Here is a 23,322-nt window from a genome sequence, read left to right as displayed (position 1 = left end):
CGTGCAGCTCAGGAACCCTGCGGCGGGGGTTTCGCCGCCGGGGGGACGCCCCGTGCGACCCCCGCGCCGCACGTGCCCCGCACGACCCGGGAGCCGCACGACGCGGTCCGTGCGACGCGGTCCGTGCGGGGCGCGTGCGGTCCGTCCGGTCCGGGGACCGGACGGGGTTCAGAGGAAGGTCTGCCGCTCGCCCCGGTAGGTCGGCACGGTGCGCACCACCGCGTCCCCCTCGACCAGGTGCAACTCGGCGAACCGCTCGCACAGTTCGCCCGCCTTGGCGTGCCGGAACCAGACGCGGTCGCCGATCAGCAGGTCGTCGGCGGCCGAGCCGAGCAACGGGGTCTGCACCTCCCCGGCGCCTTCCATCGGGTCGTACCGCAGCCCCGGCGGCAGGTACGGCACGGGGGAGCGGTCAGGGCCGGCCGCGCCCGACGCCGGATAGCCGCCGCCGAGGACCGTCACCACACCGACCCCGGGCCGGCGCACCACCGGCTGGCCGAAAAGGGCGGCGGGCCGTCCCTGGAACGACCGGTAGTTGTCGAACAACCGGGGCTGGTACAGCCCGGAGCCGGCCGCCACCTCGGTCACCGCGCGCTCCGCCGCCGTCGACTCGACGCTCCCGGTGCCGCCGCCGTTGACGAACTCCAGCTCGGCGACCCGGCGCAGCAGCCGGACCGCCTCCGCCCGCCGCCCGGCCAGCTCGGTCCGTGCCCTGGTCTGCATCACCCGGACCAGCCGGGAGCGCACCGGGCGCCCGGGCACCGCGTCCCCCACCCCGGCCACGTGCCCCTCGTACGCCATCAGCCCGACCACCCGGAAGCCCCGGCGGCGCTGGACCAGCTCGGCGAAGGCCGCGAGGTCCCCGGGGGAGCGCAGCGGGGAGCGCCGGGCGCCGACCCGGACCCGCCCGCCGAGCAGGTGCAGCGCGGTGTCGAGTTCCAGGCAGACCCGGACCTCGGCGGTGCCGGCCCGGGCCGCGTCGACCAGGTCCAGCTGGGCCGGGTCGTCCAGCAGGACGGTGACGGCGGCGGCGAGCTCCGGGTCGGCGGTCAGCTCGGCGAAGCCGGCGCGGTCGGTGGAGGGGTAGGCCAGGAGGATGTCGCGCAGGCCCGAGCGGGCCAGCCAGAGCGACTCGGCGAGGGTGAAGCTCATCACCCCGGCGAAGCCGTCCGTGGCCAGGGCCCGTTCCAGCAGGGCCCGGCACCGCACCGACTTGCTGGCCACCCGGATCGGCTTGCCCGCCGCGCGGCGCACCAGGTCGGCGGCGTTGGCGTCGAACGCCGCCAGGTCGACGACGGCCACCGGGCCGTCCAGGTGGGCGGTGGCCCGGTCGTACCGGGCGCGGTCGGCCGCCGGGGAGGAGGTCGCGGCGGCGCGGGCAGCAGCTTCGAGGGTGGCCATGGGCGCAGAGTGCCACACCTCACTACCGGCCGGTAGGGGATGGGCCGGGTGTGTCGGGCCGGGTTCCGGGGACCTTCGGTCCGTGGGCGGGGCCCGCACGGTGGCATAGGGTCGGCCGGGTGGACCGCAAGAACATCCCCAACCCCGGATTCGCCGCCGACGACGGCGCCGCAGACCCGGCCCTGGCCGCCGCGCTCGCCCGCTGGTCGGAGGACCGCGCGGCCGAGCCGGAGGTGCTCGCGGCGCTCGCGCCCACCCGGCTGATGGTGCCGATCGTGGCGATCCTCGGCGAGGTCGAGCTGGACGAGCACGGGCACCGGCACGAGAAGACCAGCGACATGGCCGTCCCCGTGGTCGAGGCCGCCGACGGCCGTCGCGCCCTGCCGGCCTTCACCTCGCTGGAGACCCTGGCCCGCTGGCGCGCGGACGCCCGTCCGGCGCCGGTGGCGGCCCCGCAGGCCGCGATGGTCGCGTTCTCCGAGCGCGCCGACACCCTGCTGGTCGACCCGGCCGGACCGGTCGTCTTCCGGCTGTCCGGCGCCCGGCTGCGCGCGCTGGCCGAGAACCGGCCCCACCTGCCGCCGGTGGCCGATCCCGAGGTGCGGGAGGCGGTGCGGGCGCTGCTGGCCGCGGAGCCCGCCGTGGTGCGCGGCCTGCTGGCGCCCTACCAGGACGCGGACGGTCTGCTCGCGGTGGTGCTGGACGAGGGGCTGGAGCGCGAGGCGGTCCAGGAGGCGGCCCGGCGGATCGGGCGGGCGGTCAGCGAGGACCCGGTGCTGCGGGTCCGGCTCGACCGGGGCCTGAGCCTGGCGGTGCTGCCCGCGGACGCCGGGCTGCCGGGGGAGCCGCTCTACCGGCGGTAGCCGCCGGGGTGCGGACCGGGAGGGCGGGCGCCGACGGGCCGCCCGGTGAGGTCCGCGGGAGCTGGCCGGAGCCCCGACGGGCCCGGCCGGAACAGTACGGGGGAAAGCACGAGGTCCCCCCGGAACGCGGTTCCGGGGGGACCCCTGAGGTGCCGCCGCTCGGCGCGGCGGACCGGATGCTCAGGCGTAGACCGGCCCGGTGAACTTCTCGCCGGGGCCGGAGCCGGGCGCGTCCGGGACGACCGAGGCCTCGCGGAAGGCGAGCTGGAGCGAGCGCAGGCCGTCCCGCAGCGGCGCCGCGTGGAAGTTGCTGATCTCCGGGGCACCGGCGGTGACCAGCCCGGCCAGCGCGGTGATCAGCTTGCGGGCCTCGTCGAGGTCCTTGTCCTTCTCGCCGCCCTCGGCGAGACCGCACTTGACCGCGGCGGCACTCATCAGGTGCACCGCGACGGTGGTGATCACCTCGACGGCGGGGACCTCGGCGATGTCCCGGGTGAGGTCGTCGAAGCCGATCGCCTCGTCGTCCGCGGCGGGGTTCTGGGTGGGCTCGCTGCTCAAGGGGGGCTCGTTCCGTCGTGCCGGTCTCCGTACAGAGGGAGCGTACAAGGGGTGGCGCGGAGGGGTGGAATGGCCTTCGGCCCCGGGGCGCTGTATGCTTCGAGACTGACCGGCCAGGCGTTCTCACGGATGTCCGGCCAGCAAGTGGAGGCTCCACTTCAGGAGGCCCGAGAGGGCAACCGCGAAAGTCTCCCACCCGATCGACCTCCGGGTCGACGGGTCCCGGTCCGCGACGGGCGCCCAGTGTGCCGACGTCGCCGCAGCGCCCCTCACCGGGCGTCGCCCCCGGTTGTGTGGAGCCCCGCTTGTACCGAGCGGGGCTTTTTTCGTGTCGCGGTGTGGTTGCCCTCCAGGGCTTCGGCCCACAGCGCAGCACGAATGAAGCCCCGCCCAGTGGTCGAGTCCACTACGTGCGACCGCCGCCCGACGGCCGCATCGCAGAAGTTGTGCAACCGAGGAGGCCCCATCAGCACCGAGCCCCGCATCAACGACCGGATTCGCGTCCCCGAGGTGCGACTCGTCGGTCCCAGCGGCGAGCAGGTCGGCATCGTGCCGCTTGCCAAGGCGCTGGAGCTCGCGCAGGAGTACGACCTCGACCTGGTCGAGGTCGCGGCGACCGCCCGGCCGCCGGTGTGCAAGCTCATGGACTACGGCAAGTTCAAGTACGAGTCGGCCATGAAGGCCCGTGAGGCGCGCAAGAACCAGGCGCACACGGTCATCAAGGAGATGAAGCTCCGGCCGAAGATCGACCCGCACGACTATGACACCAAGAAGGGTCACGTCGTTCGGTTCCTCAAGCAGGGCGACAAGGTCAAGATCACGATCATGTTCCGTGGTCGTGAGCAGTCCCGTCCCGAGCTGGGCTTCCGGCTGCTTCAGCGACTCGCCGACGACGTCCAGGACCTGGGCTTCATCGAGTCCTCGCCGAAGCAGGACGGCCGTAACATGATCATGGTTCTCGGCCCGCACAAGAAGAAGACCGAAGCGATGGCCGAGGCCCGCGCGATCGCGGACGCCCGCAAGGCCGAGCGTCAGGGTCGCAACGCCGGCCCCGACGCCGCCGAGGCCGACGACGACGCAGCGCTTGAGGCAGAGAACGCCGCCGCCGAGGCGGAGGCCGACGAGATCGACGAGGCCGACGAGGCCGACGAGTCCGACGTCGAGGCCGCCACCGAGGTCGAGCAGCCGGCCGAGGCCTCCCAGGGCGCCTGACCCTTCACGGGCCAGAGCAGTCCGGGAGACCGGCCACCACGGAGACGGGGCGCCCGCCCGGTCACCGCAGATCCATCCTTCACGCCCGCGCGGCGCACACCGCGCGGGCGTGGACGGACCGACGAGGAGATACGGCGAAATGCCGAAGCAGAAGACGCACAGTGGCGCCAGCAAGCGCTTCAAGATCAGTGGCTCTGGCAAGGTGCTGCGCGAGCGCGCCGGCCGCCGCCACCTCCTGGAGCACAAGCCCTCGACGCTGACCCGCAAGCTGGCCGGCACCGTCGAGCTGGCCCCCGCCGACGCCAAGAAGATCAAGAAGCTTCTCGGCAAGTGATCGCCCTCCCGCCCGGTGCGAGCCGTGTGCGGGGCAGCTGATCCTTCCCGACCCATTCGAATGACGGACCACGTGAAGTAGTCCGTGGTCCAATCCAAGGAGTAATCAAGTGGCACGCGTCAAGCGGGCAGTCAACGCCCACAAGAAGCGCCGGGTCATCCTGGAGCGCGCCAGCGGCTACCGCGGCCAGCGCTCGCGCCTGTACCGCAAGGCCAAGGAGCAGGTCACCCACTCGCTGGTCTACAACTTCAACGACCGCAAGAAGCGCAAGGGCGACTTCCGTCAGCTGTGGATCCAGCGCATCAACGCTGCGGCCCGTGCCAACGGCATCACCTACAACCGCTTCGTGCAGGGCCTGAAGGCCGCCAGCGTCGAGATCGACCGCAAGATGCTGGCCGACCTCGCCGTCAACGACCCGGGCGCGTTCGCCACGCTGGTCGAGGTGGCCCAGAAGGCGCTGCCGGCCGACGTGAACGCCCCGAAGGCCGCCGCCGACGCCGCCTGATCTTCCTGGATCAGTCGAGTTGAGCTGACCGGACCCGCAGGCTCGATCCTGCGGGTCCGGTTTTGCGTTCCGACCGCCACCGGTCCGCACCGAGCACCGGCGGGCTGCGCGCGCCGGCGGTCCGCGCGGACCGACGGTCCCTGTCGCCCGCCCGCCGCCACCGGTCCGCACAGAGTCCGCACCAGAGACGAGATCATGCCGAGCACCGAGACCCCCCTGCTGACCTCCCTGCGCTCTCCCCGCGTGGTCGCCGCCCGGCGGCTCGCCAAGCGGAACCAGCGCGGCAAGGAACGCCGCTTCCTCGCCGAGGGCCCGCAGGCCGTCCGCGAGGCGATCGCGTTCGGGCGGCTGCCGGACTCGGGCGAGCACGCCGTCGTCGAGGTGTACGTCACCCCGGAGGCCGCCGAGCGGCACGCCGGCATCGTCGACGCCGCCCTCGCCGAGGACCTGCCGGTGCTCACCGCCACCGACGAGGTCGTCGCCGGGATCTGCGACACCGTGACCCCGCAGGGCATCGTCGCGCTCTGCCGGTTCATCGACACGCCGTTCGCCGACGTGCTCGCCGCCCGCCCGAAGCTCGTCGCGGTGCTCGCGCACGTCCGCGACCCCGGGAACGCCGGCACCGTGCTGCGCACCGCCGACGCGGCCGGCGCGGACGCCGTGGTGCTCACCGACGCCTCGGTGGACCTGTACAACCCGAAGGCCGTCCGGGCCTCGGTCGGCAGCCTGTTCCACCTGCCGGTCGCGGTCGGCGTGCCGGTCGAGGAGGCGATCGGTCGCCTGCGCGAGGCCGGCGTCCGGGTGCTCGCCGCCGACGGCGCGGGGGAGCGCGACCTCGACCGGGAGCTCGACGAGGGCACCCTGGGCGCGCCCGGCGCATGGGTGTTCGGCAACGAGGCGTGGGGGCTCCCGGAGGAGACCCGCGCACTCGCCGACGAGGTGGTGCGCGTGCCGATCCACGGACACGCCGAGAGCCTCAACCTGGCCACCGCCGCCGCCGTGTGCCTCTACGCCTCCGCCCGGGCCCAGCGCTCGCCCGGCGGGTGCCGCGCGGTGGGGTAGCCGCCCCCTCAAGTCGTCGCGGACCCTATGACCGGGCGCTGCGAGACGCTAGGGTCTGCCTCGGTGGGGGGAAAGACACGGTGGGTAATCGGGGAGGACACCCATGGTCGGCAGCGGGCCAGAGCTCGACCCGGACGACCTGCCGGACGGCCTGGTGGTCGCCGACGCCCTGGGCCGGGTGGTCTGTTTCAACCGCGCCGCCGCCCGGCTCACCGGTATCCGCCAGCAGGCCGCCCTCGGCAGCGTGCTGGAGGACGCCCTCCCGCTGGAGGACCTCGACGGCCGCCGCTGGTGGCAGCTGACCGACCCGTACGGCGGCCTGGCGATCCGCACCAGCCAGCCGGAGCGCAACCTGCTGCTGCCCGGCGGCCGTGAGGTGCTGGTCTCCGCCCGGTACGTCCGCGCGCTGCCGCAGGGGCCGGTGCAGCGGCTGGTGATCGCCCTGCGCGGCACCGAGGCGCGCCGCCGCACCGAACGCAGCCACGCCGAGCTGATCGCCACCGTCGCGCACGAGCTGCGCTCGCCGCTGACCAGCGTCAAGGGGTTCACCGCCACGCTGCTGGCCAAGTGGGAACGGTTCACCGACGGGCAGAAGCGGCTGATGCTGGAGACCGTGGACGCCGACGCCGACCGGGTCACCCGGCTGATCGCCGAACTGCTGGACATCTCCCGGATCGACGCCGGCCGGCTGGAGCTGCGCAAGCAGGTGGTCGACCTGACCGCCGCCGTCCGCCGCCACGTCGAGCGGAAGGTGGCCACCGGCATCCCCGAGGACCGCTTCGACGTCCGCGTCGCCGAGTCCCTGACCGTCCTGTGGGCGGACCCGGACAAGGTCGACCAGGTCCTGGCGAACCTGCTCGAAAATGCCGTGCGCCACGGCGAGGGGACTGTCACCATCGAGGTGGCACCGGCCAAGGAGGTCGTCGAGGCACCCGTGTGGGAGCGCTCCGGCACCCCGCCCCGCATCGTGGAAGGCACAGCGGTCACCGTGAGCGACGAAGGCAGCGGCATCCCCGAGGACTCGATGCCGCGCGTCTTCACCCGCTTCTGGCGCGGCTCCAAGCGCGGCGGCACGGGCCTGGGCCTCTACATCGTCAAGGGCATCGTCGAGGCCCACGGCGGCTCGATCCGGGTCGACCGCGCGCCCGGCGGCGGCGCCCGGTTCCGATTTATCCTGCCCTCCGGGGTGCCCGACTTCATGCTCTGACCGAGCTCGGACGACCAGCGGAGCACGCTGGGAGCGGCCCCCGGACGGGCTTCACGGCAGCCGCGCTACGCGCTGCGACTACACTCGACCCTTGGCGTTGTGGGACGCCCTGCGCGGTGGCGCCGCGGACACCCCTCCTCCCCGTACGGAGATCCTCCCGGATCGTCCTGCACGGAGGACGGGCCTGCCCGTGGCCCGGCCACGTCGGGCGTGACGCGATGGGACCCTCCTGCCCGCTGGCGGGACAGGAGGGAGCGAGCCCCCCTTACCTGAGCACGGACGAGCAGGAGCACGGGAAAGATAGAGATGTCGGCACCCAACAAGTCGTACGACCCGGTCGAGGTCGAGGCCCTCAAGCCCGAGGTGGTGGAGGCGGCCCGGAGCGAGGCGCTCGCCGCGTTCGCCGCCGCCACCAGCCTGGACGAGCTGAAGCAGGCCAAGGTCGCCCACACCGGCGACCGTTCCGCGCTCTCCCTCGCCAACCGCGAGATCGGCGCCCTGCCCCCGCACGCCAAGGCCGCCGCCGGCAAGCTGATCGGCCAGGCCCGGGGCGCCGTCAACCAGGCGCTCGCCAAGCGGCAGACCGAGCTGGAGGCGGAGCGCGACGCCCGTGTGCTGGTCGAGGAGGCGGTGGACGTCACGCTGCCGTACGACCGCGCCCCGCGCGGCGCCCGGCACCCGCTGACCACGCTGGCCGAGCGTATCGAGGACACCTTCGTCGCGATGGGCTACCAGGTCGCCGAGGGCCCCGAGGTCGAGGCCGAGTGGCTCAACTTCGACGCGCTCAACCTGGGCCCGGACCACCCGGCGCGCTCCATGCAGGACACCTTCTTCGTGCAGGCCCCGGACGGCTCCGCCGACTCCGGCGTGGTGCTGCGCACCCAGACCTCCCCGGTCCAGGCGCGCACCATGCTCGACCGCGAGCCCCCCGTGTACGTCGTCTGCCCCGGCCGGGTCTACCGGACCGACGAGCTGGACGCGACCCACACCCCGGTCTTCCGCCAGGTCGAGGGTCTGGCCGTCGACGAGGGCATCACCTTCGCCGACCTCAAGGGCACCATCGAGCAGCTGGTCTCGACCCTGATCGGCGACGGCCTGGAGCTGCGCTGGCGGCCCTCGTACTTCCCGTTCACCGAGCCGAGCGCGGAGATCGACCTCCAGTGCTTCGTCTGCCGCGGCGAGTCGGTGGGCAACCCCGACAGGCCCTGCCGGACCTGCGGCTCCGAGGGCTGGATCGAGCTCGGCGGCTGCGGCGTCGTCAACCCCCGGGTGCTGGTCGCCTGCGGGATCGACCCCAACCGCTACAGCGGGTTCGCCTTCGGCCTGGGCCTGGAGCGGATCCTGATGAACCGTCACAACGTCGCCGACATGCGCGACATGGTCGAGGGTGACGTGCGTTTCACCCTCCCGTTCGGGATGGAGATCTGATGCGCGTCCCGCTTTCCTGGCTGCGCGAGTACGTCGACCTGCCGGCCGGCGAGACCGGCCGTGACGTGGCCGAGCGCCTGGTCCGGGCCGGCCTGGAGGTCGAGACCGTCGAGCAGATCGGCGCCGACCTCAAGGGCCCGCTGGTGGTCGGCGAGGTGCTCTCCATCGAGGAGCTGTCCGGCTTCAAGAAGCCGATCCGGCACTGCTTCGTGAACGTCGGCGACGCCAACGGCACCGGCGCCCCGCAGGAGATCGTCTGCGGCGCGACCAACTTCGCCGTCGGCGACAAGGTCGTCGTGGTGCTCCCGGGCGCTGTGCTGCCCGGCCCGTTCCCGATCGCCGCCCGCCAGACCTACGGCCACACCTCGGCCGGCATGATCTGCTCCGCCCGCGAGCTGGGCATGGGCGACGACCACAACGGCATCATCGTGCTCCCGCCCGAGTTCGAGCCCGGCACCGACGCCGTCGAGCTGCTCCAGCTCGTCGACGAGGTGCTCGACATCGCCGTCACCCCGGACCGCGGCTACTGCCTCTCGCTGCGCGGCGTGGCCCGCGAGGCCGCCGCCGCGTACGGGCTGCCGCTGGCCGACCCGGCGCTGCTCGACGTGCCGCCGGCGAACTCCTTCGGCTACCTCGTGAAGGTCGCCGACCCGGTCGGCTGCGACCGGTTCGTGGCGCGCACCGTGATCGGCCTCGACCCCGCCGCCAAGTCCCCGCTCTGGCTCCAGCGCCGGCTGCAGAAGGCGGGCATCCGCCCGATCTCGCTGGCCGTCGACATCACCAACTACGTGATGCTGGAGGTCGGCCAGCCGCTGCACGCCTACGACAAGCAGCGCGTCGACGGTCCGATCACGGTCCGCCGGGCGGAGCAGGGCGAGAGCCTCACCACGCTGGACGGCGTCAAGCGCACGCTGTCCGCCGAGGACCTGCTGATCTGCGACAACAGCGGCCCGATCGGCCTCGCCGGCGTCATGGGCGGTGCCTCCACCGAGATCCTCGACCCGGCCGCGGGGCCGGGCACCACCGAGGTGATCATCGAGGCGGCGCACTTCGACCCGGTCGTCATCGCCCGCGGCGCCAAGCGGCACAAGCTGCCCTCCGAGGCGTCCAAGCGCTTCGAGCGCGGCGTCGACCCGGAGGCCGCCCGCGCCGCCGCGCAGCGCGCCGTCGACCTGCTGGTGCTGATCGCCGGCGGCACCGCGGAGGCCGGTGTCACCGACATCGCGGCCCCGCACCCGGTGCGCACCATCACCATCGCCGCCGATCTGCCCGACCGGGTGGCCGGCACCGCGTACGGCCGCGAGACCGTCACCCGGCGCCTCCAGGAGATCGGCTGCTCGGTCGCCGGCGCCGACGTGCTGGAGGTCACCCCGCCGACCTGGCGTCCCGACCTCACCGACCCGTACGACCTCGCCGAGGAGGTCATCCGCCTGGAGGGGTACGACAACGTTCCCGCGCGGATGCCCACCGTGCCGCCGGGCAAGGGCCTGACCGAGGCCCAGCGGATCCACCGCCGGGTCGGCGTGGCGCTGGCCGGCGCCGGCTACGTCGAGGTCAACAACTACCCGTTCGTCGGCGAGGCCGCCTTCGAGGCGCTCGGCCTGGAGAAGGACGACCGCCGCCGCCGTACGGTCAAGCTGGTCAACCCGCTCAACGACGAGGAGCCGGCGCTGCGCACCACGCTGCTGCCGGGCCTCCTCGGGGCGCTGCGCCGCAACGTCGGCCGCGGCAACACCGACCTGGCGGTCTTCGAGACCGGCACCGTCTTCCTGCCCAAGGACGAGCTGTCCGTCGCGCCGCGCCCGGCCGTCGACCGCCGTCCGAGCGACGGGGAACTGGCCGCGCTGGACGCCGCGCTGCCGCACCAGCCGCGCCGGGTCGCCGTCGCGCTGGCCGGCGAGCGGCTGCCGTCCGGCTGGTGGGGCAAGGGCGCCGGGGCGTCCTGGGCGGACGCCGTCGAGGCGGCCCGCACGGTGGCCCGCGCCGCCGGCGTCGAGCTGGCCGTGCGTCAGGGCCGGCTGCTGCCCTGGCACCCGGGCCGCTGCGCCGAGCTGGTCGTCGCCGGCACCGACCGGGTGGTCGGCCACGCCGGTGAGCTGCACCCGCGCGCCGTCAAGGCGCTGGGTCTGCCGGAGCGGACCTCGGCGATGGAGCTCGACCTCGACCTGCTGACCGCCGACGGCGCCGAGCGGGTCTCCGGCCCGGCGGTCTCCGGTTTCCCGGTGGCCACCCAGGACGTCGCGCTGATCGTCGACACCGCCGTGCCGGCCGCCGAGGTGGAGGCCGCGCTGCGTTCGGGCGCCGGGGACCTGCTGGAGGCCCTCCGGCTGTTCGACGTCTTCACGGGCGAGCAGGTCGGCGAGGGCAAGAAATCCCTGGCGTACGCGCTGCGGTTCCGTGCCGCGGACCGGACGCTGACCGCCGAGGAGGCGACCGCCGCCCGCGAGGCGGCCGTCGCCGAGGCCGTCGCCCGCACCGGAGCGGTGCTGCGCGGCGCCTGATCCGCGCAGCCGGTGAAGGGCCCCGGCCCGGACGTTCCTCGGTCCGGGCCGGGGCCCTTCGGCGTGGCCGGCGGCCGGCTCAGGCCATGCCGAGTTCGTGGGAGCTCTGCACCCAGTCGCAGAGGTCCCTGAGGTCGGCCTCGACCTGGGTCCAGGACTTCAGCGAGGAGCCGAGGGTGCGGATCTCGAACGGGACCATCACCGCCTCCTCCTCCACGTGCGGCGCTATCTGGCGCATCCCGCCGAAGACGCTCTGCTGGGGGACGGCGGCGTCGCCCCGGAACGCCGCCGTCGCGTAGTCGAGGAGGACGACGGGGCCGCCGTCGATCTCGCGCACCGCGGTCTCGTAGAAGCCCATGTCCTTCCGCACCCGGCCCTCCTCCTGGTAGTCGTCGGCGAGGAGCGTGACGAGCGCGTCGTGGTGGGTGCGCAGCGCGGTCCGCACCTCGGGGTCCAGGTGCGCGTGCACATCGGCGAGCGGCGACCGGCTCAGCACCACGGTCCGGTTCTTGATGCCGGAGTCGGGGCCGCCCCGGGCGACCGTGTCGGCGTGGTCGGCGAACGCGGTGATCTGCATGAACACCAGCTGGAGGTAGCCGAGGACCTCCCGGTCGCGCCTCGCCCGGGCGCTGAGCGCCGGGGCGTTGCGGCCCGCGCCGCTCGGCCGGTTCCGCGGCAGGAACTCCTGGACCGCACGTTCGGCGAAGGCGTTCGCCTGGTGCAGGCGGTGCCGGGCGTCGGGGAGGTAGACGCCGTCGTGCAGCGGCGCCGCACGACGCAGCCGGTCGAAGAAGGTGGCCATACCGCTCACCGGTACGCCCACGGAGTAGTGGACGAACAGGCCGTCGCCGTTGCCCTCCGTTCCGGCGCTCTCCCGGTAGCCGTTGCCGCCGGCGAGCCTGGCCCCGGTGCCGGTGGGCAGCACGTCGAGGAGGTCGGCCGGGGCCGAGAGCAGCGCGGTGGTGTTCCGGTAGAACGCGTCGCGGACCGTCCGGATCCGCGTGAGGGTGTCGAGCAGCGCCGCGGGGCCCCGGGTGTGCCCGTCCCCGACCACGGACCAGGGCCTGGTGACGAACTCCAGGTTGGAGTACTTCCGCCCGTCGGGGAGGCTCCTGCTGTCCGCGACCACCTTGAAGACGGGTTTGCCGTCGGTGCGGGTCCTGCTCGCCGCCAGTTTGGTGTCCCCCTTGATCTTCGCCCCCGTCCCGTCGACGACGGGAAGGTCGATCTCGATCTCGTACCCGATCATGCGCGGCTCCTCGTGCCCGTGGCCGTCCGGCTGCGGCCCACGGGTAGGCATTCTGAGGCACCGGCAGGTACGGGGACAGGCGCGCGGAGGTGAGGGGGCGCGCGTGGGGCTCGCGCGCGCCGGGCGGGTTGAGGTGATTCGGTCAAAGGCCTTGCGGACGTGCGCCGGTGGGCGCTATCTCTTAGTTAGGAAAGTTTCCTAACTCTCATGGAGCTCGGGTATCCCCCTGCCCGGGCGGAGAAACGGAGCGTCAGATGCGTCTCAAGCACCGCACCGTCGGGATCACCCTCGCCGCCCTCCTGGTCGCCGCCCCGGCCACGGTGGCGGCCGCCGGCGTCGGCCACGCCGCGGAGACCGCGCCCGCAGCGGTCCGGATCGCGGCGGTCGGCCTGGACGACCCCCACAAGAAGGACATCGCCATGCAGCTGGTGTCCAGCGCCGAGAACTCGTCCCTCGACTGGAAGGCCCAGTACAAGTACATCGAGGACATCAAGGACGGCCGCGGCTACACCGCCGGGATCATCGGCTTCTGTTCCGGCACCGGGGACATGCTCGAACTCGTCGAGCACTACACCGACCTCAAGCCCGGCAACATCCTCGCCAAGTACCTGCCCGCGCTCCGCAAGGTCAACGGCACGGAGTCGCACGCCGGCCTCGGCTCCGCCTTCGAGCGCGACTGGGCGACCGCGGCCAAGGACGCCGTCTTCCAGCAGGCCCAGAACGAAGAGCGCGACCGCGTCTACTTCAACCCCTCCGTCAGTCAGGCCAAGTCCGACGGCCTGCGCGCGCTCGGGCAGTTCATCTACTACGACGCCATCGTCATGCACGGCCCGGGCACCAGCTCCGACAGCTTCGGCGGCATCCGCAAGGCCGCCATGAAGAAGGCCAAGACCCCCGCCCAGGGCGGCGACGAGACCGCCTACCTCAAGGCCTTCCTGGACGCCCGCAAGGTCGTCATGAAGCAGGAGGACGCGCACTCCGACACCAGCCGCGTCGACACCGCGCAGCTGGTCTTCCTCAACGCCAAGAACTTCGACCTCAACCCCCCGCTGAAGTGGAAGGTCTACGGCGACAGCTACAGCATCAACAGCTGACGTCCGGCCGCCGGGCCGGCCGAGCCGCGGGGACCGGGTCCGCCCGGGCCCCGCGGCCGGTCGGGAATTCGGATGACGGTCGAACGGGTGCGCTGATAGCGTCCGGGACGTGGCCAAGCTGAACCAGATCATCGCCGTCGAAAAGGGCGTCAAGTCCAAGTCCTTCCAAGAGCTGACGCAGTCCCACCAGGACCTGCAGAAGCCCGCGCTGCTGGCCGGAATCTCCCGGACGTACCAGCCCAAGGACGAGGAGGGCGAGCAACTGCCCCCCGAGTCCACCCGCGTCCAGGTGAAGGCCGAGGACGTCCTGCGGGCGACCGCCGCGACCCTGACCCGGCTGTTCGACGTCACCGCGACCAAGGACTGGGCCAACACCACCGCCCGCGCCGACGTCGTGGTCGACGGGCGGACGCTGGTCGCCGACGCCCCGGTCACCTACCTGCTCTTCCTGGAGAAGCAGCTCACCGACCTGCGGACCTTCGTCCGCAAGCTGCCGGTGCTGGACGCCTCCGAGGCCTGGAACCACGACGCCTCCACGGACTCCTGGAAGACCGAGTCGGTACGCACCATCCGGACCAAGAAGGTCCCGCGCAACCACGTCAAGGCCGAGGCGACGGAGAAGCACCCGGCGCAGGTCGAGGTGTACTACGAGGACATCGCCATCGGCTACTGGACGACCGTGAAGTTCTCCGGCGCCCTCCCGGCCCGGCGGGTGAACGAACTCCTGGAGCGCGTCGAGAAGCTCCAGCAGGCGGTTCAGTTCGCCCGCGAGGAGGCCAACGGCGCCGAGGTCGCGGACCACCGGGTCGGTGATGCGGTGTTCGGCTACCTGTTCGGGTAGCCCCATGATCGCCCCCGTATGAGAGCGGGGGTGGCGCGAAGAGCGCAAGCTGACACTGATGGTGAAGCTGACATCAGGGGAACGGTGGAGGTTCGAGTCCTCCCCCCGGCACCACGCGCCGGGGTGGCCCAACTCGGCAGAGGCAACCCCTGTCAAACTCAGACTCTCGCTCAAGTCTCAGCATTCGCCGCCGAGCGCCGGATCGACCGGGTGTGTGCTGTAAGCGTCGGATGCGGGTTCGACTCCCGCCTGCGCCTCTTCCTGGCGCGGTAGCTTCAATGGCAAAGCGCGACGCTGTGAAAATGACCCACACCCTTAAACGTGCCGGTGCAGAGCAATTGGGTGGCACCTCAGGGGCCCGGGAGCTGGATACCGCTCCCGGGCCCCGTCACGTGCCCGTCACTTCCGCGTGCTCCGCAGGTCAGGCGGTGGCGGTGTAGTCGTAGAAGCCGCGACCGGACTTGCGGCCGAGCAGACCGGCGTCGACCATCCGGGAGAGCAGCGGGGGAGCGGCGTACAGCGGCTCCTTGTACTCGTCGTACATCGACTCGGCGATCAGGACGATGGTGTCCAGGCCGATCAGGTCGCACAGCCGCAGCGGGCCCATCGGGTGGGCGCAGCCGGCCTCCATGCCCTTGTCGATGTCGGAGGCGGTGGCCACGCCCGACTCGAACATCCGGACGGCGGAGAGCAGGTACGGCACCAGCAGGGCGTTGACGACGAAGCCGGCCCGGTCGCGGGCGCGGATCGGCTCCTTGCCGAGCACCTCGGTGGCGAAGGTCTCGACCCGCTCGGTGGTGGCCGCGGAGGTGGTCAGGGTGGGGATCACCTCGACCAGCTTCTGCACCGGCGCCGGGTTGAAGAAGTGCAGGCCGATCACCTGCTCCGGGCGGGAGGTGGCGGCGGCCAGCTTCACGATCGGGATCGAGGAGGTGTTGGAGGCGAGGATCGCGTCACGGCGCTCCACCACCTGGTCGAGGGTCTGGAAGATCTTGACCTTGACGTCCTCGCGCTCGGCCACCGCCTCGACCACCAGGTCGCGGTCGGCGAAGTCCGCCAGGTCCACGGTGAAGGCGAGACGGCCCAGCGCCTCGTCCCGCTCCTCGGGGGTGAGCTTGCCCCGCTTGACGGCGGTGTCCAGCGAGTTGGTCAGACGGGTGCGGCCGAACTCCAGGGCCTCCCCGGTGGCCTCCGCGACCAGCACGCTCAGCCCCGCCCGGGCGAACACCTCCGCGATGCCCGACCCCATCAGGCCGCAGCCGATCACTCCGACACGCGCGATGTCACTCACTCAGTTGCCCTTCGGTGGTGCTGGGGGTCGCCCAGCGACAGGTGGTACCGCAAGCTGTTGTCCAGCGGGGCGGGTGCACGGTAGGTGTGCACCGGTGCACCGCCCCGACGACGTTACTACTCCCTACCGGCCAGTAGGTCATCCCCTCCCTCCGGGTCGAACCGGCCGTCCCGTGCCCCCGGGGCCTTCCGCGGGCCTCCTTCCGGCTCCGTCCGCCCGCCTCCCGACATGACCCTCCGGCAAACTTCCGACCACGTTCCGGCGATCTCGTCACGACCTCCCGGCGATCTCCCGGCGACGCCCCCGCGATCCTCCGGCGTCCTCCCGGCGCTTCCTCCAGGCGTCCGCGCCCGCCCCGGTCCGGCGGCTGCGCCGGACGGGTGGGCGCGTTCGCGTCGCACGTGCGCCCCGGCTCCGCGCCGCCCCGCGCCGGACAGAATGCGGGACGGTCCGCACACAGGCGAAGGGAGTACGGGGATGCCGACGGGGTCGCTCACGGGACAGGTCGCCCTGATCACCGGCGCCGGCCGGGGAATCGGCCGGGAGCTCGCGATCGGCCTCGCAGCCGAGGGCATGGCCGTCGGGCTGGTGGGGCGGACCCACGAGACCCTCACCGAGACCCTCAAGGAGTGCGTCCGGCACGGTGCACGCGGAGTCGCCGTCACCGCCGACGTCACCAGGCCAGGTTCGGTCCGGGAGGCCGTCCGCCTGGTCGAACGCGACCTCGGCCCGGTCGACCTGCTGATCAACAACGCCGGCCAGATCGACCGCGCCGAGGTGCCGCTCTGGGAGACCGACGCCAACCAGTGGTGGCAGGTCGTCGAGGTCAACCTGCGCGGACCCTACAACCTGCTGCGCTGCGTCCTGCCCGGCATGGTCCGCCGCGGCAGCGGGCGCGTGATCAACCTCAACTCCGGCTTCGCGCTGCGCCCCGACGGCCACTACACCGCGTACGCCACCTCCAAGGGCGCGTTGCTCCAGCTCTCCGACAACCTCGCCGACTCGCTCGCCGAGCACCACGTGGTCGTCCTCGACATCAGCCCCGGCGCGGTCGCCACCGACATGACGGCCGGGATGCCGATGTTCCGGTCCACCAAGGAGTGGGGCTCCATCCCGTACATGGTCGCCGTCACCGTGGACGCCGCCCGAGGCCGCTTCGACGGGCTGCACGGGCGGTTCATCCACGCGGGGCGGGACGACCTGGAGGTTCTGGTCAACCGGGCCGGGGAGATCCGGGAGGCGGACGCGCGCACGCTCCGGCTCCGCCCGTACGGGCCGGACGACCCGATGGGCTGACCGCCCGGTCCGGGGGACGGCGGGCGGGCGCGTCCGCGGAACCCCGGCCGGCCCGGACCCGGTCCGGACCGGCCCGGCCCGGCTCAGAGTGCGGTGAGTGCCGCCAGTTCCTCCGCGGTGAGCGAGCCCGGTGCCCGCCCGGTCCGGGCGAACGCCCCGGCCAGCCGCTGGAGCGCCTCGTTGAGCGGCGCCGCCACCCCGTGCAGCCGGGCCAGCAGCACGATCTCACCGTTCAGGTGGTCGGCCTCGATCGAGCCGGTGCCGCGCGCCAGGCTCTGCCAGGACGACGAGCCGGTGCGACCCTCGCCCGCCACCGGTGCGAGCCGCAGCGTCTCCCGGGCCTCGACGAACTGCTCGGCCAGGTCGTGGTGCGGGACGCCGGCGGCGGCCAGCACGGCGGCGCCCTCGGCCGTCACCCGGTCGCGGAGGGCGCCCAGCGGACCGTCCTCGATCCGGCCGGCCACCGCGTCCAGCGCGTTGGCCAGGTTGCCGAGCAGCTTGGTGTACTTCCAGCGCATCACGTCCTCCTCCAGCGGCACGCTGAAGGAGGACCCGGCGAGGTCCGCGGCGATCGCCGCCGCCCGCCCGCCCGTCCCGGCCGGGTAGCCGCCGAGCCGCAGGATCCCGCTGACCGGCGTCCCCGCCGCGCTCACCCGGCCCGGCTCCAGGTGGGTGGACGGCATCCACACGTACACGCCGAGCACCTCACGGAAGAGCCGCAGCGCCAGCCGCTCGTTCTCCACCCCGTTCTGCGCGCAGACCAGCGGCAGCCGCTCGCCGGCGGTGCCGCCGCCGGCCACCGGGCGGGGAGCCCAGGCGGCCAGCAGCGCGGCGGTGTCCTGGGTCTTCACGGCGAGGACGAGCACGTCGTCCGGACGCAGTTCCAGCTCGGCGGGCCCGCCGACGGCCGGGATCCGCAGCGTCCGGGTGCCCTCCGGGGTGCCGAACCGGAGGCCGGTCTCCCGCAGTGCGGCCAGATGGGCGCCGCGCGCCACCAGGACCACCTCGTGCCCGCCCTCGTGCAGCCGGGCACCGATCGTGCCGCCCACCGCACCCGCCCCGATGATGATGTAGCGCATGCGGGAAGCATGGCACGCACGTGCGGGAGGCGGCCGGGCTCTTCCGCGGCACCGCCCGGCGGGCCCGCGCCCCGCAGGCCGGGTGCCCCACGGGCCGGGTGCCCTGCGGGGCGGTGCCGCGGCTACGCGAAGAGGCGGCTGGCGGTGACCGGGGTCAGGCGGGCCCCGGCGAGGCCGTCCAGGATCGCGGGGAGCGCGTCCACCGTGCACTGGTGACCCAGGTGCAGGGCCACCACCGAGCCGGCGCGCACCGAACCGAGCACCCGGCGCTGCAGCTCGGCCGCGCTCGGGTCGCTGTAGTCCCGGGGGTCCACGTCGAACGCCAGCACGTGTTCGTACCCGACGGCCTTCGCCTGCTCGCGCACCATCGCCGTGGCGTACTGGGCGGCCGACGGGCGGAACCAGCGGCCGATCGAGCCGGTCAGCCGCTGCAGCCGCTCCGCGCACTGGGCGATCTCGGCGCGCGCCCGGTCGGGGGGCATGGTGGAGATGTCCTGGTGGTTCTGGGTGTGGTTGCCCAGTTCGTGGCCGCCGTCCAGGATCCGCCGGGCCATCTGCGGCTGCTGGTCCAGCCAGCTTCCGACGGCCAGCACGGTGAGCCCGACGCCGCGCCGTTCGGCGGTCTCCAGCAGGGCGGTGGCGAGCCGCGGGTCGCCGCTGCCGTGGAAGGTCAGCGCGACATTGCGGCGGGTACGCGGCCCGTACGCCACCTCGACCGGGGTGCCGGGCGCCAGGGGCGGGAGCACCGGCGGTGCGGGCGGTGCGGACGGGGTGGTGGCGGCTCCCGGACCTGCCCCCGGACCTGCCCCCGGACCTGCCCCCGGATCGGCTGCCGGGCCCGCCGCCGGTGCTTCGGCCGCCGGGACCGTCGGCGCGGGGGTGCCCGGCGCGCCGGAGGAGCCACCGGCCGCCGACGAGGCGGGACCCTCCGCCTCCGCCCACGCCGGGTCGACGGTGCCCGCCGGGTCGATCGTGCCCGGGCGGACGGCGAGCGCCCCCGGATCGGCCCGGCGGGCGCCGCTGTCGGCGCAGGCGCCGACGAGCCCGCCGACGGCGGTCAGAGCGGCCAGCTTGGCGGTGGTGCGCAGGACGCTGCGCCGATCGACAGTCATCGGCAGCCAGCATAGAGAGGGCGGCACCCTGCGGCGACCGGTGGGAAGAGCCCGAGGGCGCGGCCGCCGACGCGCACGGGGGCCATCGTTCGAATGCTGCGGAAACCTGAACTCCCGCTGTTTCGGGGGTCCGTCGTCGGTTACGATCGCCGCGCACCGGGGCGGAGGGGGCACGGCACACCGGGCCCGCCGACCGCACCCGGTACGGGGGACGCCGCCGGCACCGGCCGGAGGTGAACGCGGTGAACGACAGGGGGCGGCAGATGACCGAGGACACGACGACGGCGAGCACGGGGATCGGAACCGACTGGGAGTGGGCGCGCGCCGACGACTGGCAGCCCCCGACCGAGCTCGACACCGGCGTCCCGCACACCGCCCGGATGTACGACTACTACCTCGGCGGCAAGGACAACTTCGAGGCCGACCGGAAGGCCGCCGAGGCCGCCATCGCCGCCTACCCGGCGCTGCCGCTGCTGGCTCGCACCAACCGTGAATTCCTCGGCCGCGCCGTCGAGTTCGCCGCCGGCCGGGGCATCCGGCAGTTCCTCGACATCGGCACCGGCATCCCGACCGTCGGCTCCACCAACGAGATCGCCCAGCGGGTCGCCCCGGACGCCCGGGTCGTCTACGTCGACAACGACCCGATCGTGGCCGCCCACGCCCGCGCCCTGCTGGCCGGCCACCCGGCGGGCCACACCTCCGTCATCGAGGGCGACCTGCGCGAGCCCGAGGCGATCCTCGACCACCCCGGCCTGCGCACCGCCATCGACCTCGGCGAGCCGGTCGCCCTGATGCTCGTCGCCGTCCTGCACTTCATCCGGGACGAGGACGGCGCCGAACGGATCGTCCGCACCCTGCGCGACGTGCTCGCCCCCGGCAGCGCGCTGATCCTCTCCCACGGCAGCCCCGACTTCGCCTCCCGGGAGAGCGCCGCCGAGGGCACCCGGATCTACCGCAGCGCGAGCGCACCCCTGGTGCTGCGCCCGCGCGCCGCCGTCGAGCCGTTCTTCGGCGACTTCGAGTTCGTCGGCCCCGGCCTGGTCCAACTTCCGCTCTGGCGGCCGGAGTCCGGCCACATCCGGACCACCGACCTGCCGGACGGCTGGCAGGACGTCTCCGCCTACGCCGGCGTCGCCTTCAAGCGCTGAGCCGTCGGCCGTCCCTGACGCGCCGTCGGATCAAGGGGGCGGCGTGCGGGTGGGCCGGGGGGCGGTGCTGTTCGGCGCCGCCACCCGCGGCCCCGGCGAGGCCGCCCACCGCGAGAAATACCCCCGGCCCCGCTGCGCGGGCGGGCCTGATCGCCGCAGGGCCGGCGCCCGGGCGGACGGAAAACCGCACGACGGCGCCGGGCGTCCGGTGTTAGCTTGCGACGTATGCGACCCCTGAACGAGACCGACATCCGCGCGTCCTTCGTCAACTGCTCCAAGGGCGAGGCCCGTCGGCTCAACCTGCCCCGAGGCATGGCCGAACTCCCCTGGGAGAACCTGGACTTCCTCGGCTGGCGGGACCAGGGCGCCCCCGACCGCGGCTACCTGGTGGCGGAGCACGGCGGCGAGCTGGTCGGTGTCACGCTGCGGGTGCCGTCGTTCCGGCGCAGCCTGACCAAGACCAACGTCTGTTCGCTCTGCGTCACGGCGCACGCGGGTTCCGGCGTCGCGCTGCTCACCGCCCGGCGTGCCGGTGCGGCGGGGCGGGAGGGGAACACGGTCGGCACGTACATCTGTGCCGACCTGGCCTGCTCGCTCTACCTGCGCGGCCTGAAGAAGTCCGCGCTGGTGACCCGGCCCGACGAGTCGCTCCCGCTGGAGGACCAGATCGCCCGCACGCTGGCGAACCTGGACACCTTCCTCACCCAGGTCCGGACGGACACCCTGGCTTCCTGACCGCCGTCCGGCCCGGTCGGCCGCGGCGGGGTCGGCGGGCCGGGTCCCCGGCCCGCCGTGCTACTGGCCGCGCAGCTGGTTCATGTCCCGGCGGTCCCGCTTGGTGGGCCGCCCGGCACCCCGGTCGCGCAGGCCGGGCACGGCCAGCAGCTCGCGCGGCGGCCTCGGAGGACTGTTGTCCACCAGGCACTCCGCCGCGACGTCGGCGCCGACCCGCTTGCGGATCAGCTTCCGCACCACGACGACCCGCTCGTAGCCCTCCTGGCGCACCCGCACCTCGTCGCCGGGCTTCAGCGACTGGGCCGGCTTGGCCCGCTCGCCGTTGACCCGGACGTGCCCGGCCTTGCAGGCGTCGGCCGCCGCCGACCGCGTCTTCGCGAGCCGCACCGACCAGATCCAGCTGTCCACCCGGACGCTTCCCTCGACATCGACCATCCTCCGAGCCTACCGAGACCGCCCGGGCGGCCCCGACCTCAGCCGGACGGACCCCGCCACCGGACCGGACCGGACCGGACCGACGGCGCTACCGGCGGTCGGGTGCCTCCTGGACGGCCCAGCCGTTGCCGTCCGGGTCGCTGAAGAAGACGAACGAGTTCCACTCCCCGCCGCGCCCGTCCACCCGGGTCCCGTCCTCGAAGTGCTGCACCGGGCTGACCTCCACGCCCCGCGCGACCAGCTCGGCGTGCGCCCGGTCGATGTCCGGCACCACCAGTTGGAGACCCTTCAGCGAGCCGGGCGGCGCCTCCGTCATCCCGGCGCCCACCACGATCGAGCAGCCGGATCCGGGGGGTGTCAGCTGGACGACCCGCACGCCGTCCCGGATCCGGGTGTCGTGGTCGACGGTGAAACCGGCCTGTTCCTCGTAGAAGACCTTGGCCCGGTCCACGTCCGGCACCGGGACCACCACCACTTCGAGCTTCCAGTCCATGGCCTCGCCCCTTCCCTCGGGCCCCTCCAGTATCGGCCGAGGCCCCGATGCGCGCCCGGCGCCCGGCCCCGGGCGGTGAACCGCGCCGACCGGCCCCGTCCGTCGGCCCCGCCCACCCGCCCCGCCCACCCGCCCCGCCCGTACGACCCCGCTACGCGTCCCCGCACCCGTGATCCCGGGCCCGCCGTCGCCGCCCACCGGGCCCGCCCGCCGGTCGGCTAGCCTGGGCCACGATGAACCACCTCTCGACGCCCGCCGCCGCGACCCCCTTCGCCACTCCCTGGGGCAGCCTCGACCTCACCCGCTACCCGGAGGACCCGCGCGAGCTGCTGCGCGCCTGGGACGCCGCCGACGAGTACCTGCTGCGGCACCTGGCCGGCGAGGCCGACTCCGCCCAGGGCGGGGCCACCGACCTCACGGGCCGGGCGGTCACCGTCCTCGGCGACCGCTGGGGCGCCCTGGCCACCGCGCTCGCGCGGTTCGCTCCCGCCCAGATCAGCGACTCGCACCTCGCCCAGCGGGCCACCCGCGCCAACCTCGCGCGGGCCGGCGCCGACCCGGCCGCCGTCCGGCTGCTCACCACCCGGGACGCCCCGCCCGCGCGGATCGACGTCCTGCTGGTGCGCGTCCCCAAGAGCCTCGCGCTGCTGGAGGACCAGTTGCACCGCCTCGCCCCGGCCGTCCACCCGGACACCGTGGTGATCGGCACCGGCATGGTCACCGAGATCCACACCTCCACCCTCCAGCTCTTCGAGCGCATCCTTGGGCCGACCCGGACCTCGCTCGCCGTCCGCAAGGCCCGGCTGATCTTCTGCACGCCGGACCGGACGCTCGACCCTGGCCCCAACCCCTGGCCGCACCGCTACGCGCTGCCCGCCGACATCGGTCCTGCCGCCGGCCGCACCGTGGTCAACCACGCCGGCACCTTCTGCGCGGACCGCCTCGACATCGGTACCCGGTTCCTGCTCGCCCACCTGCCGACCGCGGCGCCGGGTGACCGGATCGTCGACCTCGGCTGCGGGAACGGGGTCGTCGGCACCGCCGCCGCCCTGGCCGCGCCCGGCGCCGAACTGGTCTTCGTCGACGAGTCCCACCAGGCGGTGGCCTCGGCGGAGGAGACCTTCCGCGCCAACCTCGGCCCGGACGCCCCCGCCGAGTTCCTGACCGCCGACGCGATGACGGCCGAGGCGGTGGCCCCCGGGTCGGTGGACCTCGTCCTCAACAATCCGCCGTTCCACTCGCACCAGGCCACCACCGACGCGACCGCGTGGCGGATGTTCACCGGTGCCCGTCGCGCGCTGCGGCCGGGCGGTGAGCTCTGGGTGGTCGGCAACCGGCACCTCGGCTACCACGAGAAGCTCCGCCGTCTCTTCGGCAACTGTCAACTCGTCGCCGGCAACCCGAAGTTCGTCGTCCTGCGGGCCGTCCGCCGGTGAACCGCCGGGTGCCGGGCCGGCGGGGTGCGGTCGGGCCCGTCC

At 73.7% G+C, this 23,322-nt stretch carries 22 protein-coding genes and 1 pseudogene; 15 read left to right on the top strand and 8 right to left on the bottom strand.

Annotation, left to right across the window (positions count from 1 at the left end):
• Window positions 1–168 precede the first annotated feature (168 nt).
• Window positions 169–1,401, bottom strand: coding sequence for an amino acid deaminase/aldolase (locus tag PUR61_RS28570; RefSeq protein WP_329882329.1), 1,233 nt, complete (start codon window positions 1,399–1,401; stop codon window positions 169–171).
• A gap of 119 nt (window positions 1,402–1,520) precedes the next feature.
• On the opposite strand from PUR61_RS28570, the gene PUR61_RS28565 reads away from it, so the two are divergent.
• Window positions 1,521–2,264 carry an SseB family protein gene (locus PUR61_RS28565; RefSeq protein ID WP_329882327.1) on the top strand — a complete coding sequence of 248 codons (744 nt, stop codon included), beginning with the start codon at window positions 1,521–1,523 and terminating at the stop codon, window positions 2,262–2,264.
• Window positions 2,265–2,444: 180 nt separating this feature from the next.
• Here PUR61_RS28565 and PUR61_RS28560 read toward each other — a convergent pair whose 3' ends face one another.
• Window positions 2,445–2,822 carry a DUF1844 domain-containing protein gene (locus tag PUR61_RS28560; protein ID WP_329882326.1) on the bottom strand — a complete coding sequence of 126 codons (378 nt, stop codon included), beginning with the start codon at window positions 2,820–2,822 and terminating at the stop codon, window positions 2,445–2,447.
• 444 nt (window positions 2,823–3,266) lie between these two features.
• Here PUR61_RS28560 and infC point away from each other — a divergent pair, with 444 nt between their 5' ends.
• The 7 genes from infC (at window position 3,267) to pheT (ending at window position 11,071) form a co-directional block, all read left to right on the top strand.
• The gene (gene infC / locus PUR61_RS28555) at window positions 3,267–4,034 is read left to right on the top strand and encodes a translation initiation factor IF-3 (RefSeq protein ID WP_329882325.1); all 768 of its coding nucleotides are present in this window, start codon (window positions 3,267–3,269) and stop codon (window positions 4,032–4,034) included.
• 139 nt (window positions 4,035–4,173) lie between these two features.
• On the top strand, window positions 4,174–4,368 hold the full coding sequence (gene rpmI, locus PUR61_RS28550; protein WP_030055648.1) for a 50S ribosomal protein L35: 195 nt from the start codon (window positions 4,174–4,176) through the stop codon (window positions 4,366–4,368).
• Window positions 4,369–4,477: 109 nt separating this feature from the next.
• Complete coding sequence (rplT, locus tag PUR61_RS28545) at window positions 4,478–4,873, top strand: 50S ribosomal protein L20 (protein ID WP_327675850.1); 396 nt, start codon at window positions 4,478–4,480, stop codon at window positions 4,871–4,873.
• Window positions 4,874–5,068: 195 nt separating this feature from the next.
• Window positions 5,069–5,935, top strand: coding sequence for a TrmH family RNA methyltransferase (locus PUR61_RS28540; RefSeq protein ID WP_329882320.1), 867 nt, complete (start codon window positions 5,069–5,071; stop codon window positions 5,933–5,935).
• Window positions 5,936–6,038: 103 nt separating this feature from the next.
• Complete coding sequence (locus PUR61_RS28535) at window positions 6,039–7,142, top strand: sensor histidine kinase (RefSeq protein ID WP_329882319.1); 1,104 nt, start codon at window positions 6,039–6,041, stop codon at window positions 7,140–7,142.
• 306 nt (window positions 7,143–7,448) lie between these two features.
• The gene (gene pheS, locus PUR61_RS28530) at window positions 7,449–8,570 is read left to right on the top strand and encodes a phenylalanine--tRNA ligase subunit alpha (protein ID WP_329882318.1); all 1,122 of its coding nucleotides are present in this window, start codon (window positions 7,449–7,451) and stop codon (window positions 8,568–8,570) included.
• Window positions 8,570–11,071, top strand: a complete 2,502-nt coding sequence (pheT, locus tag PUR61_RS28525) for a phenylalanine--tRNA ligase subunit beta (RefSeq protein WP_329882317.1) — start codon at window positions 8,570–8,572, stop codon at window positions 11,069–11,071. The genes pheS and pheT overlap by 1 nt, the downstream gene beginning before the upstream one ends.
• Window positions 11,072–11,150: 79 nt before the next feature.
• Here pheT and PUR61_RS28520 read toward each other — a convergent pair whose 3' ends face one another.
• Window positions 11,151–12,320 carry a hypothetical protein gene (locus tag PUR61_RS28520; RefSeq protein WP_329882316.1) on the bottom strand — a complete coding sequence of 390 codons (1,170 nt, stop codon included), beginning with the start codon at window positions 12,318–12,320 and terminating at the stop codon, window positions 11,151–11,153.
• Window positions 12,321–12,574: 254 nt separating this feature from the next.
• Between PUR61_RS28520 and PUR61_RS28515 the strand changes: the two genes are divergently transcribed.
• From PUR61_RS28515 to PUR61_RS28505, 3 genes and pseudogenes are all read left to right on the top strand, one after another.
• Window positions 12,575–13,414 carry a chitosanase gene (locus PUR61_RS28515; protein WP_329882315.1) on the top strand — a complete coding sequence of 280 codons (840 nt, stop codon included), beginning with the start codon at window positions 12,575–12,577 and terminating at the stop codon, window positions 13,412–13,414.
• 109 nt (window positions 13,415–13,523) lie between these two features.
• A complete protein-coding gene (locus tag PUR61_RS28510; RefSeq protein WP_329882314.1) occupies window positions 13,524–14,255 on the top strand; it encodes a DUF7873 family protein in 732 nt (243 codons plus the stop codon).
• Window positions 14,256–14,279: 24 nt separating this feature from the next.
• Window positions 14,280–14,369 (top strand): annotated as a pseudogene (locus PUR61_RS28505).
• A 307-nt stretch (window positions 14,370–14,676) separates the two neighbouring features.
• Here the strand turns inward: PUR61_RS28505 and PUR61_RS28500 are convergent.
• Window positions 14,677–15,546, bottom strand: a complete 870-nt coding sequence (locus PUR61_RS28500; RefSeq protein ID WP_329882313.1) for a 3-hydroxybutyryl-CoA dehydrogenase — start codon at window positions 15,544–15,546, stop codon at window positions 14,677–14,679.
• Window positions 15,547–16,023: 477 nt separating this feature from the next.
• Between PUR61_RS28500 and PUR61_RS28495 the strand changes: the two genes are divergently transcribed.
• The gene (locus PUR61_RS28495; protein ID WP_329882312.1) at window positions 16,024–16,842 is read left to right on the top strand and encodes an SDR family NAD(P)-dependent oxidoreductase; all 819 of its coding nucleotides are present in this window, start codon (window positions 16,024–16,026) and stop codon (window positions 16,840–16,842) included.
• An 83-nt stretch (window positions 16,843–16,925) separates the two neighbouring features.
• Here PUR61_RS28495 and PUR61_RS28490 read toward each other — a convergent pair whose 3' ends face one another.
• Entirely contained in the window at window positions 16,926–17,921 is a 996-nt protein-coding gene (locus PUR61_RS28490) for a ketopantoate reductase family protein (protein ID WP_329882311.1), read from the bottom strand.
• A 122-nt stretch (window positions 17,922–18,043) separates the two neighbouring features.
• Entirely contained in the window at window positions 18,044–19,033 is a 990-nt protein-coding gene (locus PUR61_RS28485; protein ID WP_329882310.1) for a polysaccharide deacetylase family protein, read from the bottom strand.
• 263 nt (window positions 19,034–19,296) lie between these two features.
• Here PUR61_RS28485 and PUR61_RS28480 point away from each other — a divergent pair, with 263 nt between their 5' ends.
• The gene (locus tag PUR61_RS28480; RefSeq protein WP_329882309.1) at window positions 19,297–20,181 is read left to right on the top strand and encodes an SAM-dependent methyltransferase; all 885 of its coding nucleotides are present in this window, start codon (window positions 19,297–19,299) and stop codon (window positions 20,179–20,181) included.
• 225 nt (window positions 20,182–20,406) lie between these two features.
• Window positions 20,407–20,916, top strand: a complete 510-nt coding sequence (locus PUR61_RS28475) for an FBP domain-containing protein (RefSeq protein WP_329882308.1) — start codon at window positions 20,407–20,409, stop codon at window positions 20,914–20,916.
• 60 nt (window positions 20,917–20,976) lie between these two features.
• Here PUR61_RS28475 and PUR61_RS28470 read toward each other — a convergent pair whose 3' ends face one another.
• Window positions 20,977–21,351, bottom strand: a complete 375-nt coding sequence (locus tag PUR61_RS28470) for an RNA-binding S4 domain-containing protein (protein WP_329882307.1) — start codon at window positions 21,349–21,351, stop codon at window positions 20,977–20,979.
• Window positions 21,352–21,439: 88 nt separating this feature from the next.
• Window positions 21,440–21,844: a VOC family protein gene (locus PUR61_RS28465; RefSeq protein WP_329882306.1), complete on the bottom strand. Its 405-nt coding sequence runs from the start codon at window positions 21,842–21,844 to the stop codon at window positions 21,440–21,442.
• 233 nt (window positions 21,845–22,077) lie between these two features.
• On the opposite strand from PUR61_RS28465, the gene PUR61_RS28460 reads away from it, so the two are divergent.
• Window positions 22,078–23,280: a methyltransferase gene (locus PUR61_RS28460; protein WP_329882304.1), complete on the top strand. Its 1,203-nt coding sequence runs from the start codon at window positions 22,078–22,080 to the stop codon at window positions 23,278–23,280.
• Window positions 23,281–23,322: the final 42 nt, after the last annotated feature.

The organism is Streptomyces sp. BE20 (assembly GCF_036322525.1).
Lineage (GTDB): Bacteria > Actinomycetota > Actinomycetes > Streptomycetales > Streptomycetaceae > Kitasatospora.
This window is presented reverse-complemented; position numbering and strand designations above follow the sequence as displayed.